Origin of the sequence: Stenotrophomonas sp. P2112, from assembly GCF_041897515.1 — a bacterium.
GTDB lineage: Bacteria > Pseudomonadota > Gammaproteobacteria > Xanthomonadales > Xanthomonadaceae > Stenotrophomonas > Stenotrophomonas sepilia.
The window spans coordinates 3707780-3722800 of record NZ_CP169216.1 but is presented as its reverse complement, the minus strand read 5'-3'; the positions used below and the strand labels follow the sequence as shown (position 1 = coordinate 3722800).

14 protein-coding genes are annotated in these 15021 nt (G+C 67.2%); 11 read left to right on the top strand and 3 right to left on the bottom strand.

Translation table 11 applies throughout. From position 1 onward, the window contains the following. Positions 1–193: 193 nt before the first annotated feature. From ACEPA4_RS17105 to gnd, 4 genes are all read left to right on the top strand, one after another. Positions 194–2371, top strand: a complete 2178-nt coding sequence (locus tag ACEPA4_RS17105; protein ID WP_005419368.1) for a carboxy terminal-processing peptidase — start codon at positions 194–196, stop codon at positions 2369–2371. A gap of 234 nt (positions 2372–2605) precedes the next feature. Continuing rightward, positions 2606–3196 carry a DUF2242 domain-containing protein gene (locus ACEPA4_RS17100; RefSeq protein WP_164230294.1) on the top strand — a complete coding sequence of 197 codons (591 nt, stop codon included), beginning with the start codon at positions 2606–2608 and terminating at the stop codon, positions 3194–3196. 17 nt (positions 3197–3213) lie between these two features. After that, complete coding sequence (locus ACEPA4_RS17095; protein WP_134955848.1) at positions 3214–4452, top strand: hypothetical protein; 1239 nt, start codon at positions 3214–3216, stop codon at positions 4450–4452. Positions 4453–4462: 10 nt separating this feature from the next. Continuing rightward, entirely contained in the window at positions 4463–5368 is a 906-nt protein-coding gene (gene gnd / locus ACEPA4_RS17090) for a phosphogluconate dehydrogenase (NAD(+)-dependent, decarboxylating) (protein ID WP_164230296.1), read from the top strand. Positions 5369–5552: 184 nt separating this feature from the next. On the opposite strand, the gene ACEPA4_RS17085 is transcribed toward gnd, so the two are convergent. Continuing rightward, a complete protein-coding gene (locus ACEPA4_RS17085) occupies positions 5553–6596 on the bottom strand; it encodes an oxidoreductase (RefSeq protein WP_065196480.1) in 1044 nt (347 codons plus the stop codon). A 171-nt stretch (positions 6597–6767) separates the two neighbouring features. Here ACEPA4_RS17085 and ACEPA4_RS17080 point away from each other — a divergent pair, with 171 nt between their 5' ends. The 4 genes from ACEPA4_RS17080 (at position 6768) to ACEPA4_RS17065 (ending at position 11155) form a co-directional block, all read left to right on the top strand. Then, positions 6768–7154 carry a BON domain-containing protein gene (locus tag ACEPA4_RS17080; protein WP_053498227.1) on the top strand — a complete coding sequence of 129 codons (387 nt, stop codon included), beginning with the start codon at positions 6768–6770 and terminating at the stop codon, positions 7152–7154. Positions 7155–7384: 230 nt separating this feature from the next. Beyond that, on the top strand, positions 7385–9202 hold the full coding sequence (locus tag ACEPA4_RS17075; protein WP_005419357.1) for an ATP-binding protein: 1818 nt from the start codon (positions 7385–7387) through the stop codon (positions 9200–9202). Continuing rightward, a complete protein-coding gene (locus ACEPA4_RS17070) occupies positions 9199–9639 on the top strand; it encodes a response regulator (protein ID WP_005411057.1) in 441 nt (146 codons plus the stop codon). The genes ACEPA4_RS17075 and ACEPA4_RS17070 overlap by 4 nt, the downstream gene beginning before the upstream one ends. A 4-nt stretch (positions 9640–9643) precedes the next feature. Next, positions 9644–11155 carry a hybrid sensor histidine kinase/response regulator gene (locus tag ACEPA4_RS17065; RefSeq protein WP_005419354.1) on the top strand — a complete coding sequence of 504 codons (1512 nt, stop codon included), beginning with the start codon at positions 9644–9646 and terminating at the stop codon, positions 11153–11155. 74 nt (positions 11156–11229) lie between these two features. Here the strand turns inward: ACEPA4_RS17065 and ACEPA4_RS17060 are convergent, their stop codons facing one another. After that, complete coding sequence (locus ACEPA4_RS17060) at positions 11230–11973, bottom strand: 20S proteasome subunit A/B (RefSeq protein ID WP_065178043.1); 744 nt, start codon at positions 11971–11973, stop codon at positions 11230–11232. Positions 11974–12062: 89 nt separating this feature from the next. Between ACEPA4_RS17060 and folK the strand changes: the two genes are divergently transcribed. Beyond that, positions 12063–12548, top strand: coding sequence for a 2-amino-4-hydroxy-6-hydroxymethyldihydropteridine diphosphokinase (gene folK, locus ACEPA4_RS17055; RefSeq protein ID WP_053498221.1), 486 nt, complete (start codon positions 12063–12065; stop codon positions 12546–12548). 59 nt (positions 12549–12607) lie between these two features. Here folK and ACEPA4_RS17050 read toward each other — a convergent pair whose 3' ends face one another. Then, positions 12608–13345: a pteridine reductase gene (locus ACEPA4_RS17050; protein WP_005419347.1), complete on the bottom strand. Its 738-nt coding sequence runs from the start codon at positions 13343–13345 to the stop codon at positions 12608–12610. 59 nt (positions 13346–13404) lie between these two features. On the opposite strand from ACEPA4_RS17050, the gene ACEPA4_RS17045 reads away from it, so the two are divergent. Next, entirely contained in the window at positions 13405–14589 is a 1185-nt protein-coding gene (locus ACEPA4_RS17045) for a class I SAM-dependent methyltransferase (protein ID WP_065178045.1), read from the top strand. Then, a complete protein-coding gene (locus tag ACEPA4_RS17040; protein WP_065178046.1) occupies positions 14586–14978 on the top strand; it encodes a hypothetical protein in 393 nt (130 codons plus the stop codon). Before ACEPA4_RS17045 ends, ACEPA4_RS17040 begins: the two co-directional genes overlap by 4 nt. Positions 14979–15021: the final 43 nt, after the last annotated feature.

Sequence of the window (15021 nt, the reverse complement as noted above, 5' to 3'; positions counted from 1 at the left end):
TGCTCGGCTGCTTGCTGCCGGCCAGCCGAGCATGGGCTCGGCTCTACATGCATTCACAATTTGCTACACCGGCCCCGCTAGGCTGGTTTTCCACCGAGCGCGGCCGGGTGACAAACCCGGCAACTTTCGGCACTGTCGGGGTGTCTGAACACCCTGCAGTCTCCCCCTTGGCAAGGCGCCTTCGAGCACGTCAATGAAATTCAAAGCCCCCGCATTCCTGATGGCCCTGGCGCTGGTCGCGCCGCTGGCGCTGGCGGCCAAGGCCGACTCGCCTGCATTGCCCGCTGCGGCGACTGCCGATCAGGTGACCACCTCCAAGCTGGTGTATGGCCTGTTGTCCGACAGTCGTTACGCCTACCGCCCGCGTGCGCTGGACGAGGCCACCTCCAAGGACGTGTTCAAGCGCTATCTGGAGACGCTGGACGGCGCCAAGCAGTATTTCACCCAGGCCGACGTGGCGCGCTTCGCGCCCTTCGAAGCCAACATCTCCTCGGCCATCCGTGGCGGCGAACTGGAACCGGCGTTCCAGGTGTTCGCGGTCTACAAGCAGCGTGTCGGCGAACGTGTGGCCTTTGCGCGCAAGCTGCTCAAGCAGGAGCCGGACTTCACCACCGACGAGCGCTTCGAGTACGACCGCAAGAAGGTGCCGTGGGCGGCCAGCAGCGCCGAGCTGGATGAGCTGTGGCGCAAGTCGGTGAAGAACGACTGGCTGCGCCTGAAGCTGGCAGGCAAGAAGCCGGACGATATCCGCAAGACGCTGGACAAGCGCTACGCGACGCTGGAAAAGTCGGTCAACGAGCTGAAGGGCGAAGACGTCTTCCAGTTCTTCATGAATTCGTACACCAGCGCGGTTGATCCGCACACCGATTACTTCACCCCGCGCACGGCCGAGAACTTCAACCAGGCGATGTCGCTGTCGCTGGAAGGCATCGGTGCGCAGCTGCAGCGCCAGGACGACGTGGTGGTGATCCGCGAGATCATCGCCGGCGGCCCGGCTGCGGTGGACGGCACGCTGAAGCCGGGTGACCGCATCGTCGGCGTTGGCCAGGGCAAGTCTGGCCAGGTCGAGGACGTGATCGGCTGGCGCATCGACGATGTGGTGGCCAAGATCCGCGGCGCCAAGGACACCCAGGTCAAGCTGGAGTTCATTCCGGCTGCCGAAGGTGCCGATGGCAAGCACCACACCCTGGTGCTGACCCGGCAGAAGGTGCGCCTGGCCGAACAGGCCGCCAAGGGCGAGACCATGACCATTCCGGCCGCCAACGGCGAGCCGGCACGGAAGATTGGTGTGATCAAGCTGCCGACCTTCTACCAGGATTTCGAAGGCCGCCGCCGCAACGCCGCCGACTATGCCTCGGCCACCCGCGACGTGGCCAAGCTGCTGGCTGGTTTCAAGAACGACAAGCTGGACGGCGTGGTGCTGGACCTGCGCAACAACGGCGGCGGTTCGCTGGATGAAGCCATCGAACTGACCGGCCTGTTCATCGAGCAGGGCCCGGTGGTGCAGGTGCGTGAGTCTGGTGGCCGCGTCACCGTCAACAGCGACCGCAACCAGGGCGTGGCGTGGGATGGCCCGCTGGCGGTGCTGATCAACCGCGGTTCGGCTTCGGCCTCGGAGATCTTCGCTGGTGCGATCCAGGATTATGGTCGTGGCCTGGTGATCGGTGAAACCAGCTTCGGCAAGGGCACCGTGCAGAACATCGTCGACCTCGACCGCTGGCCGAGTGGCGAGACCCAGCGCTTCGGCCAGGTCAAGCTGACCATCGCCCAGTTCTTCCGCATCAGCGGCAGCAGCACCCAGCACAAGGGCGTGGTGCCGGACCTGGCCTTCCCGGCCAGCGTCGATGCCACCGAGTTCGGCGAGAGCACCTACGATAACGCCCTGCCGTGGACCCGCATCGCCGCCGTGCCGCACACCCAGTACGGCAACTTCGCGCCGCTGCTGCCGAAGCTGGAGGCCCGCCACGACGCGCGAATCGCCACCGACAAGGAATTCCAGTGGTGGAACGAGGACGTGCAGCAGTTCCGGACCGAGGCGGCGAAGAAGTACATCTCGCTCAACGAGGCCACCCGTCGCGCCGAACGCGAGCGCCAGGACGCCCAGCGCAAGGAACGCCAGCTGCAGCGCAAGGAGCTGGGCCTGGCCCTGGACCCGCTGGCCGATGACAGCAGTGATGATGGCCTGACCGGCAACGAGCGCGACATCGTCAAGGATGCCGCCCGCGAGAAGGCTGCCGAAAAGCGTCCGGACCCGCTGCTACGCGAGTCGGCCTCGATCCTGGCTGACGCGGTGAACCTGCTGGCTAATGACCGTCCGCTGTCGGCCCAGGTGCTGCCGCAGTCCACCGGCGCGGGGCGTTGGGCGGACTGAGCCGGAGGCGGCGCACGACATCCGCAGGGGCCGGCATTGCCGGCCCCTTTCTGTTTTGGAAGCCCATTCCCGGTCGCGCCGGGCCATGCCCGGGCCAGTGAAGTGCCGCAAACGACTTGATCCCCTCCGTCCCCTTTTACGTGCATGAACCGGGAGCAACGTGGGGGGCCATATCGACCTGCCGCACACGGGGGCGGGACTACCCTTGGTGCTTCCGTTCTCGCAGGAGTAACCATGCGGGCCTCCCGTCTTTCCAGCGCTGCCGTGGCGTGCGCCAGCGCCTTGATCCTTTCGGCCTGTGGTGGCCGCGCCGCCGACAGCACCGTGCTGCGCGAGTCTTTCGATTCCGGCGATACCTTCTCGCGCACCGTTGAGGGACGCCCCGGCGAAGCCTGCGAGGCCGCGCGCCGCACGCTGCTCAGCCAAGGCTATGCCATCGCCCGTTCCGATGATGCACAGGTGGAGGGCAGCAAGAACTTCCAGCCGCGCGAGGATGACCATGAGCAGCTGGTGCTGCGCATCTCGTGCGCCCCGCGCGGCAGCCAGACGCTGGTATTCGTCAGTGCCGTGCAGGACCGCTACGCGCTGAAGAAGAGCCCGACCTCGGCCAGTGTCGGCGTGGGTGCGCTGGGCTCGGTGTCGCTGCCGTTCGGCAGCAACGACGACTCGCTGGTGAAGGTGGCCAGCAGCACGGTCACGGATGCCGAGTTCTATCGTCGCTTCTTCCAGCGCCTGCAGCAGTATCTGCCGGCCGCGGCGGGCACGCCATCGCCATCGCCGGCCGCGGCGCCGGAACCCGCACCGGCGGTTACGGACCAGGGCTGAGAGTGCGCGGCAGGTGGCTGATTGCAGCCCTGCTGCTGGCGCCCGCGTGGGTCGTGGCAGCGCCATCCCCGGACTGTACGCAGGGCCTGCTGCAGCGGTTGGGGTGGCGCTTCGAAGAAGCGTCCCTCACCGCGCCGCAGGTGCGCGGTGGTCCCGTATGTACGCGTGCCTCGCTGGCTGATTCACAAGCGGCCGGCGACCTGCAGGTGCGGTGGCCGACGGCGTTGCCCGCTGCTGCTCGGCACGCACTTCTGCAGCAGCTGCTGGATGACCCCGCCACCGTCTGCGCCTATGCCTTTGAGCTGGGGGCGGCCACGCGGCGCGCGACTTCGGCATTGCAGGGCAATCCCACGTTCCGCTTCTCCGGCCCGCAGCTGGGATGGATCGGCTTCGGATTGCAGGGCGCACCGGCACAGGGTTGGCAGCGTACACGCAGTTTCGGTCGTGGCTTCGTGCCCCGCGCGGGCAACAGCCATGCGCTGGAGGCGTTCTACAGCGGTGCCGTGCGTGCCGAATGCGGTGTCGGCCGCCAGGTCGCACAGCTGGCCACCCAGCGCGAGCTGTATGGCGATGCTGCGTTCGACACAGGGTTCGCAGCGGAGGAACTGTCGATCGGCACCTTCCTCGCGCTGCACGACACCGACAGCATCCTGCTCGGCGCGCATGCGGGCGACTTCTTCGCCGATGGCAAGGCGGTGCGCACCTCGGCGATGGGGCGGCAGGCGTTCGTGGGCGTGCCCGGTTTCATCGAACATGTGTACGACAAAGGCACGCTGGACGACCTGAGCAACCAGGCCGAGAACTTCGTGGTGGTCGAGGTGGGCGAGGGCGCTGCGCAGGCGCTGGCACTGCACGCTGGCCTGGCCTGGTACGACCAGCGCAATGCCGAGCTCTGGAAACTGGCGCAGGACATCCCGCGCATCGGCCAGCGCTATTTCGAGCGCCTGCTGTTCGAGCGCGATCCACAGCTGCGCGCGCGCCTGGCACCGCGCTACCACGCGGCTCTGGTGCGCATGGATCAGCTGCTGGACGATCCGTTCTACCAGCAGTTCGTGATCTACGTGCATCCGCGCGGTATACGTCCTATCGGCTACCACATCGTCCGCCTGCTCGATCGCAACCCGAGAACGCCGTTTTCGATCGACCTGGCGGTGCACAATCTGCATACCACGCTCTACCGGCGTTGGCGCGAGGCGCAGCTGCGCCACTGCGCGGCTACCGGCAGGCCAGGCAGCCTGACCCTAGACCCCAACTGAAGGTGAAACAATGGATATTGCAATGATCGGCCTCGGCCGCATGGGCGCCAACATGGCCCAGCGCCTGCATCGCGGCGGCCACCGCGTGGTCGGCTACGACCCGGGCGAAAGTGCGCGCCAGCGTGCTGCAGAGGCCGGCCTGGAGGTGGTTGATTCGCTGGCCGCCGCCGTGGCCGCGCTGCCGGTGCCGCGCGTGGTGTGGCTGATGGTGCCGGCGGGTGAAACCGTCGACCAGACGCTGGGACAGCTGACCCCGCACCTGGCCGAGGGTGACATCGTCATCGACGGCGGCAACTCCAACTACCAGGACTCGATCCGTCGCGCCAAGGCGCTGGCGGAGGACGATCTGGGCTACGTCGACTGTGGCACCAGCGGCGGCGTGTGGGGCCTGCAGGAAGGCTACAGCCTGATGGTCGGTGGCGAAGCGCCGGTGGTGGAGCAGATCGCACCGCTGCTGCGCACGCTGGCACCGGCTGAAGATCGTGGCTGGGCGCGTGTTGGTCCATCCGGCGCCGGCCATTTCACCAAGATGGTCCACAACGGCATCGAGTACGGGATGATGCAGGCCTATGCCGAAGGCTTCGCGCTGATGGAGCGCAAGCAGGAGATGGCGCTGGACCTGGCCCAGGTAGCCGAGGTGTGGCGTCACGGCAGCGTGGTGCGCTCGTGGCTGCTGGACCTGAGCGCCGAAGCCCTCAAGCGCAATCCGTCGCTGGATGGCATCGCGCCATACGTGGAGGATTCCGGCGAAGGCCGCTGGACCGTGGCCGAAGCCATCGCACTGGACGTGCCGGCACCGGTGATCACGTTGTCGCTGCTGGAACGCCTGCGTTCGCGGGAATCCAATTCGTTCACCGACCGCCTGCTGTCGGCGATGCGCAATGAATTCGGCGGCCACGCCATCAAGAAGTCGTAAGCACTGCGGTGGGGTCAGAGCCCTTCGGCGTTGCCGAAGGGATCCGACCCCGGGCAGATCAGGGTGGGATCCCTTTCCGCAGGAAAGGGTTCTGACCCCATACAGCCAGTCGAGCATGGCTCGACTCTACAAAAGCCGTCTCCGATCGTTGCCACGTCATCCACGCATGGCGTGGATCTACTGGTCAGTGCAACGCGATCCGCCGCCCTTCGCGCGCGCTGTCCATGCCGGCCTGCAGCAGCCGCATCAACTGCAATGCCTGCATCGGGCTGACCGTCGCTTCGCCGTCGCCGTGCATCGCCGCTGCGAACTGCGCATACAACCGACGATAGTCGCCGGGCAGGTTGTCGACGGTGCTGCGCAGAACATTGTCTTCTGCATCACAGTGCACCAGTTCGCCATGCCGGGGATCGATGCCCCATCCGGGCGCACCCGGCGCTACGCCGCGGCGCAGCTGGGCCTCCTGCACATCCAGGCCGTACTTGATCCAGCTGGCCTTGCTGCCATGCACGCTGAAGTGCGGGGCAGGGGCAGCCACCAGCGAACCGGCATGCACGATGGCGCGATGCCGTGGGTAGTGCAGTACGGCGTGGAAGTAGTCGATGCCGGCGCCACCTTGGCGCTGCACGGCCAGATCCGCATCGATGGCGTCGGGCCAGCCGAACAGCACCAGCATCTGGTCCAGCAGGTGCGGGCCGAGGTCGTACCACAGGCCACTGCCTGGCCCGTCCTGTTCGCGCCAACGGTCGCGCACCTGCGGCCGGTAGCGGTCGAAATGCGCATGGCATTCGGCCACCTCGCCCAGCGTGCCTTCGGACAGCAGCGCCTGCAGCGTGAGGAAGTCGGCATCGAAGCGCCGGTTCTGGAACACGGTGGCGATGCGGCCGGCGTCGCGTGCTGCGGCCAGTACTGTTTCCGCTTCGGCCACATCCAGCGCAAAGGGTTTGTCGACCAGCACGTGCTTGCCGGCGGCCAGCGCGGCCATCGCCAGCGGCGCGTGCTGTTCGTTCGGCGTGGCGATCACCACCGCATCCACCGCTGGATCGTCGAACACGTCCTGTGGCGTTGCACGCACGTGTACGTTGCTGAACGTGCGCAGCAACGTGTCGCGCTGCGAGCTGACGATGCTGTGCAGGACAAGGCCGGGCGTGTGCTGGATCAGAGGGGCATGGAAGACGCGGCCGGCGAGGCCGTAGCCGATCAGGGCCAGGTGCAGGTCGGGGCGCATGGCAGAGCTCCGGCAGGGGGGAAGGGCAGGGTAAACGACAGATGCGGACAGCCCAAAACTGAACCGTTGCCGTTGGAAACGCTTCGATTCACGGCGGCATGACCACGACGCCACGCCTGCTCCACGTGCGCTTGTCCAGACTGGCAGCACATCCCGAAGGAGAACGACACGATGAGCAATACCACTCGCACGCTGATTGCTTCTGCCCTGACGCTGGGCCTGGCACTGTCCTCCTCGGCCGCATTCGCCAAGGACCCGGCCGCGAAGAGCCCGCCGACCACCAGCGCACATCCGGCTACCCACGCGGATCGCCATGATTCCAACGAACCGGTGACCGACAGCTGGATCACCACCAAGGTGAAGGCGGACCTGCTGACCAGCAGCAACGTCCCGGGCACCGAGATCAAGGTGGAAACGGTGAACGGCGTGGTCAGCCTGAGCGGCACCGTGGCCACCCAGGCCGAGAAGGACAAGGCGGTCACCACCGCCAAGGGCATCAAGGGCGTGACCCGCGTCGATGCCGCCGCATTGAAGGTCAGCGCTGCCGCCAAGCGCTGAACCGGTTGGGCGCCCCGCGTGGGGCGCCCGCTGACCTGTAGACCCGAGCCATGCTCGGCTGGCACTCCAAGGCAGCCGAGCATGGGCTTGGCCCTACAGGTCTGATTGCCAACCCGTTCAGCCGACCGCGCTGGAAATTCCAGAGTTGTGACCGCCTGCGCTATATTGCCGGTTCCGCCGCAACCGGGCTCGACCCGGCCAACGCGTCGCGGCAGAGCTGACGAGGAACTATGGCGCTGGTTTTCAGTGACGACATCTGGGACCGCTGGCGGTTGCCGGCCTTGGCGCTGGCCGCCGCCGCGATCATCGTGGTGCCGTGGTTGACCCTGCGTAAACTGCAGCAGGACAGCGAACAAGCGATGGCCTGGGTCAACCACACCCAGGCCGTGGGCGTGGCACTGCAGCAACTGCAGGCCGATGTGCGCGATGTCGAATCGGCCGCGTTGACCCTGTCCAAGGGCGTGGATGCCCCCGGCCTGCGCGAACGCATGGCCCGGGCCGATGAAATTCCCGGGCGCCTGGCCGAACTGGGCCGGATGACCCGCGACAATCCCGACCAGCTGATCCGCATCGGTCGGATCGAATCGATGCTGGAAGGCCGCATGGCACTTGCCCGCGAGTTGGCCAGGTCCGAACCGAACAGCGACCAGCGCGAGCTGGTGCAGGACCTGAGTACGCGCTATCCCATCCGCGGGCTGGTGGAAGAACTGCAGGCCAGCGAGCAGAAGCTGCTGGCGCTGCGCGCCGAGCAGGCGGCACGCCAGCGCAAGCAGACCGAACTGGTGTCGTGGAGTTCGCTGGTGATCCAGCTGGCGCTGCTCGGCCTGGTGCTGTGGCTGCTGCAGCGGCAGATCGGCCGTCGCCTGCATGCGGAGCGGCAATCGCTGCGCTCGGCTGCACGTGCGGCGTCGGTGCTGCAGACCGTGCGCGAACCGATCGTGCTGCTCGACCGCGACCTGCGCGTGCAGCTGCACAATCCAGCATTCGCTGAGCTGTACGGCCTGCAGGACGAGCGCGCCGACGGCCTGCTGCTGGAAAACGTTGGCGACAACGCATGGCAGGACCCGGTGGTCCGGCAGCGCCTGGCCGACGTACTGTCGCGCGGTCGCGAACTGTGGGACTTCGAGCACGAGCAGCGCACCGCCGACGGCATGGTGCGCTACATGCTGCTCAACGCGCGGCGCATGCCGCTGCCCGACAGCGATGACGAGGTGGTGCTGCTGACCATCAGCGACGTCACCATGCAGCGCGCAGTGCAGCTGCGCGTCGAAGAGCTGAACCGCCAGCTGGAAGGCAAGGTTGCGCAGGTGTCCGAGGTCAACCGCGAGCTGGAGGCCTTCAGCTATTCGGTCTCGCATGACCTGCGTGCACCGCTGCGCCACGTGGCAGGATTCTCCGACAAGCTGTCGCGCCACCTCGGCGACCAGGCTGATGACAAGAGCCGCCACTATCTGGACGTGATTTCCAGTTCGGCCCGGCGCATGGCAGCGTTGATCGACGACCTGCTGGTCTACTCGCGACTTGGCCGTGCGGCGATGCGGCAGCAGGCGGTGGACATGCAGTCGCTGGTGGCCGACACCCGCGCCATGCTCGATTCCAATCTGCAGGCCGAGGCCGAGAACAGCGGCCATGCGCACCAGGTGGAGTGGAGCATCGCGCCGCTGCCGATCGTGGTGGGCGACGAAAACATGATCCGCCAGGTCTGGCTCAACCTGCTCGGCAACGCAGTGAAGTACTCGGGCAACCGCGAACCGGCGAAGATCCGCGTTGACTACCAGCAGCAGCCCGACGGCGGCCATCAGTTCACGGTCAGCGACAATGGTGCAGGCTTTGACATGGCCTACGCCGGCAAGCTGTTCGGTGTGTTCCAGCGCCTGCACAAGGCCAGTGACTACCCGGGGACCGGCATCGGCCTGGCCAGCGTGCGCCGCGTGCTGACCCGCCATGGTGGCCGTATCTGGGCCGAGGCCGAACCGGACGTCGGCGCTGCTTTCCACTTCTACCTGCCCCCCGCGACCGACGCGGACAAACAAGGTCCCTCTGCATGACGACTCTGCGCACCATTCTTCTCGCCGAAGACAGCCCGGCGGATGCCGAAATGGCGATCGACGCCCTGGAAGAAGCGCGTCTGGCCAATCCCATCGTGCACGTCGAGGACGGCGTGGAAGTGATGGACTACCTGCTGCGCCGCGGCGCCTTCGCCAACCGCGAGGAAGGCTTGCCGGCGGTGCTGCTGCTGGACATCAAGATGCCGCGCATGGATGGCCTGGAAGTGCTGCGGCAGATCCGCGAGCACGAAGAACTCAAGCGCCTGCCGGTGGTGATCCTGTCGTCTTCGCGCGAGGAAAGTGACCTGGCCCGCAGCTGGGACATGGGCGTGAACGCCTACGTGGTCAAGCCGGTGGACGTGGACCAGTTCTTCGGCGCGGTGCAGACGCTGGGCAAGTTCTGGGCATTGATCAACCAGGCACCGGAACTCGAGTGAGCCCATGCCCCTGACCGGTCCCGCCCTGGGGGCGCTGCGCATCCTGCTGGTGGAAGACTCACCGGAAGATGCCGAGCTGATGTCCGAACAGATGCTCGACGCGGGCCTGGAGGCCCGCTTCGAGCGTGTGGAGAGCGAGGCGGAACTGCGCCAGGCACTGGCTGTGTTCCAGCCGGACATCGTGCTGTCCGACCTGAGCATGCCGGGGTTCTCCGGTGACGACGCGCTGCGTATCGTGCGCGAGACCTCACCGGAGGTGCCCTTCATCTTCGTCTCCGGCACGATGGGTGAGGAGAATGCGGTAGCGGCGCTGCAGAAGGGCGCCAACGACTACATCATCAAGCACCAGCCTGCGCGCCTGCCTTCGGCGGTCGCGCGTGCGATCCGCGATGCACGCAGTGCGGTCGAGCGCGCACGCGTGGAAACCGAACTGATGCGTGCGCAGCGCCTGGAAAGCCTGTCCCTGCTTGCCGCCGGGCTCAGCCACGACCTGCGCAACATCCTGCAGCCGTTGCTGATCATGCCGGACCTGCTGAAGGCCCGCACCGAGGATCCGCAGCTGCACCACCTGGCCGACGTCATCGCCGAGTGTGGCCGCCGCGGCCATGAGATGGCCGAGTCGATGCTGTCGTTCGTGCGTGGTTCGCGCAAGCCGAGCGAGCGCATCGAGATCGACGGCCTGTTCGACGCGGTGGCGCTGCTGTTGCGCAGCAACGTGCCCGATGCCGTGCGCCTGGAACTGCAGGTGCTGGACGAAGGCCTGGTGGTCGACGCCAACTACACCGAACTGCAGCAGGTAATGCTGAACCTGGCGCTCAACGCGATCCAGGCGATGCCCAACGGTGGCCGCCTGAGCCTGACCGCCAGCCATGCCGGGCAGCGCGATGGCGTGGACTGGATGCAGATCTGCGTGTCCGACGAAGGCATCGGCATGGATGCGGACACGCTGTCGCACCTGTTCAATCCGTTCTTCACCACCAAGGCCGATGGCACCGGCCTGGGTCTGATTTCCTGCAAGCGCATCGTCGAAGGCGCCGGCGGCAGCATCCATGTCAGCAGCCAGCCGGGGCAGGGCACCTGCTTCGAGCTGCGCTTGCCGATGCACGAAGCCAGCGACGGCAGCGAGCCGATCGAGCAGCTGGTGGCCCTGGGCAGTGGCCAGTCGATCCTGGTGGTCGACGGCGAAGCTACGCGCCTGTCGCTGCTCGGCAACGCGCTGTCCAGCCAGGGGTATCAGCTGCAGCTGGCCTCCGATGGCCCGGCGGCGCTGCGCTGGATGCAGCAGGAGGCGATGCCGGCGCTGGTGATTGCAGACGCCGGCTCAAAGCTGCTGCCGGCCAGCCAGCTGCTGGGCGAGATGGCTGCGCTGGGCTATCGCGGCCCGGCGCTGGTGCTGGAGGATGCGGCGGTGGCGGTGCCTGCCGATGCCTTCCCGGCCGGCGTGGACGTCCATGTACTGCGCAAGCCGCTGCAGATGCAACAGGTGTTCCGCGCAGTGGCCGAGGCGCTGGGCTGACAAAGGGTAGTGCCGGCCGCTGGCCGGCATCCCCGTGCGGTGGGATCATTGCGGTTGCCGGCCAGCGGCCTGCACTACCGGTCCAGCGTTTCCCAGGGGAACCGCGGCAGGGCGTCCACCGCCTGTTCCAGGCGCCGTGACCAGTTCTGGTGGATATCGGCGTACAGCGCTGAATCCGCGCCCAGCCGCAGTTGCTGGCCGATGCGCAGTTCACCGTCGCGCAGCAGCGCCAGGTCGATCGGCAGGCCTACCGACAGATTGGAACGGATGGTGGAGTCCAACGAGACGATCGCCGTGCGGGCGGCATCCTCCAGGCGCGTGGCGGGGCTGAGGATGCGGTCGAGGATCGGCTTGCCGTACTTGGATTCACCGATCTGCAGGTAGGGCGTCTCCGGTGAGGCGGCGATGGCGTTGCCGAGCGGGTAGATCATGTACAGCCCAGGCCGCTCACCGGCAATCTGGCCGCCGAAGATCAGCGTGGCCTGGGTATTGACCCCATCGTGGCCATGTTCACTGTGGCTGCTGTGCACCTGGCTGTCCACCAGCAACTGGCCAACGTACGCGGCGGCCTCGAAAAGGTGAGTCATGTCGCGCAGGTTGGGTGAGCGCCGTTCGTCGGCATCGCGCCCCAGGCGCGACACCAGCAACTGGGTGGTGGCCAGGTTGCCAGCCGCCATCAGCACGTAGGCTGCCTGGCCGGGATATTCGAACACGTGCAGCTTGCGATGCACGCGTACATCGTCCAGCGAGGCATTGGTCCGGGTGTCGGCAGCGAAGACCAGGCCCTCGTCCACCTCGATTCCAACGCAATAGGTCATGTCGGTGCCCTATCATGTGCGTCCCGGATTGTAGGCAGGCCGCCGTGACGACGGCATGTCCACGCCCCCATCGCTGCCACCTGAACCGCATGACGACCGTGCTCCTGAGCCTGGGCAGCAATGTCCAGCCCCGCCGCTACCTCCACGCCGCGGTGGCGGCCCTGCGCGAGCGCTTCGGCGCGCTGCAGGTCTCGCCGGCCTACCGTACCGCCGCGGTCGGCTTCGACGGCCCGGCCTTCCTCAACAACGCGGTGGCGATCGAGACGGACTTGCCGCTGCAGGAACTGGACGACTGGCTGCATGCGCTGGAAGACGCGCACGGCCGCGACCGCAGCGGGCCGCGCTTCTCCGACCGCACCCTGGATATCGACGTGGTGTTCTACGGCGACCTGGTGGTGGAAGGTCCCGGCCACCTGCGCATTCCCCGTCCCGAACTGAAGCATGCCTTCGTGCTGAAGCCGCTGGCCGACATCGCGCCAGACTTCATCGATCCGGTCAGCGGGCTGGACCTGGCCACGCTGTGGCGCGCGCACGCGCAGTTTGGCGAGGCGTTCGAGGTGGTTGACCTGGATTGATGGAGGTTGCCGGCAGCGGCCGGCATGACCGGTAGCGCCGGCCGCTGGCCGGCAACCTCTCAGCTGACCGTGCGCCCGCCATCCACGCGCAGCGTGTGGCCGGTGACGAAGCTGGCTTCGGCCACCAGCCAGTACACCGCTTCGGCAATCTCCTCGACCGTACCGATCCGCGCCAAAGGCGTGCGCGCCAGCAGCGCCTCGCGGGCGAAATCGTCCTTGCCCTGTTCGGGCCACAGGATCGCGCCGGGCGCCACCGCATTGACCCGCACTTTCGGCGCCAGCTCCAGCGCCAACGAACGGGTGGCCATCTCCAGCGCGGCCTTGGCCATCGTGTAGGCGATGTGGTCGCGCATCGGATCGGTGCCGTGCAGGTCGGTCAGGTTGACGATGCAGCCCTGCTGGCGGCGCAGGTAGGGCGCGGCCGCCTGTGACAGCAGCAGTGGCGCGCGCGCATTGACCGCATACAGCTCGTCCATCGCCTCGGCCGTGACCTGGCCGAGCGGGGTGGCATAGAAGTTGGAGGCGTTGTTGACCAGCGCGTCCAGGCGGCCGAAGTGGGTAACGGCCTGTTCCACCAGGTCGGGCAGGGCGTCGGCGTCACGCAGGTCGGCCTGCAGCGCAAGCACGCTGCCCGGCCGCACATTGTCGAAATCGAACGCGGCCTGCTGCAGTTCGGCGCTGGAGGTGTTGGCATGCAGTACCACCGACCAGCCACAGGCGTGGAACTGGCGGGCGATGGCCGCACCGATCCGGCGCGCGCTGCCGGTGATCAGGACCACGGGGTGGGTATCGCTCATCGAGGGTCCTCCAAGGCTCGGCTATCCTGTGCACCATTGTCACCGCATTCGAAGACGCCATGCAGCCCACCTTCCCCCTGCCCGAAGCCGATGCCCTGGCCCACAGCGACCAGCTGGCGGCCGCCCTGCGTGCCGAAATCCTTGCGCAGGGCGGGGCGATGCCGTTCTCGCGCTTCATGGAGCTGTGCCTGTACACCCCCGGCTGGGGCTACTACAGCGCCGGCGCCAGCAAGTTCGGTGGCAGCGGCGACTTCACCACCGCACCCGAGCTCGGCAGCCTGTTCGCCGGCAGCGTGGCCAATGCGCTGGCGCCGGTGTTCGCGCAGCTGGGCGCGCAGGCCCGCATGCTGGAACTGGGCGGCGGTACCGGCGCCTTCGCCGAGGCCGTGCTGCTGCGCCTGGCCGAACTGGACGCGCTGCCATCGCGCTACGCCATCCTCGAACCCAGCGCCGACCTACGCGAGCGCCAGCAGCAGCGCCTGCAGCAGAACCTGCCGGCCGAGTTGGCCGCGCGCGTGGGCTGGATCGACCGCCCGTTCGAGGAGGACTGGGAGGGCGTGGTGTTCGCCAACGAGGTGATCGACGCGCTGCCGACCCCGCGTTTCCTGATCCGGGACGGCGAGGTCTACGAGGAAACCGTCGAGCTTGATGGCGAAGGCAACTTCATCCGTGGCGCGCAGCCCGCTGACATCCTGCTCAACGGTGCGGTGCGCCACATCGAGCGTTACCTGGAAAAGCCCTTTGCCGACGGTTACCGCTCCGAGGTGCTGCCGCAGCTGCCGTACTGGCTGCAGGCAGTGGCTGGCGGCCTGCAGCGTGGTGCGATGCTGTTTGTCGATTACGGCTACAGCCGCAGCGAGTTCTACCAGCACGACCGCGACGATGGCACGGTCCGCGCGTTCTACCGCCACCACGTGCATAACGACGTGCATCGTTGGCCCGGCCTGCAGGACATCACCGCGTCGGTGGATTTCACCGCGATGGCCGAGGCGGGCATGCACGGTGGTTTCGAATTGGCGGGGTACTGCAGCCAGGCCAGTTTCCTGCTCGGCAACGGCCTGGACCAGGTGCTGCTGCTGGCCGAAGAGCGTACGGATGAGGTCGGCCGCATCCAGCTGCGTGACCAGGTGAAGAAGCTGACCCTGCCGACCGAGATGGGCGAGCGCTTCCAGGCCATCGGCCTGCAGCGTGGTGTCGATTTCGAGCCGGCGTTCGAACTGGGCGACCTGAGCTGGCGCCTGTGAGCAATGCGTTGCCGCTGATCAAGCCGCTGCGGCGGCAGCGGCTGTGGACCGCGCTTTGGACATTGGCGGTGTTGCTGGTGATCGTGGTCTGCCTGATCCCACCACCGCCGATCCCGCTGCCGGAAAACAGCGACAAGGGCGAGCACTTCCTCGCCTACTTCATCCTGGCCGGCAGCGCGGTGCAGCTGTTCCGGCCGGGGCGCCCGCTGCTGTGGGTGGGCGTGGGGCTGGTGCTGATGGGCGTCGGCATCGAGTTCGCGCAGGGTGCGCTGACCAGCAACCGCACTGCTGACCCGATGGATGCGCTGGCCAACACGATCGGCGTGCTGGCCGGCATGGCCACGGCGCTGACCCCGTTGCGCGATCTGCTGATGCGCTGGCGGGGCTGAGGTTCCTGTAGAGCCGAGCCCGTGCTCGGCTCCCTCCCGAAAG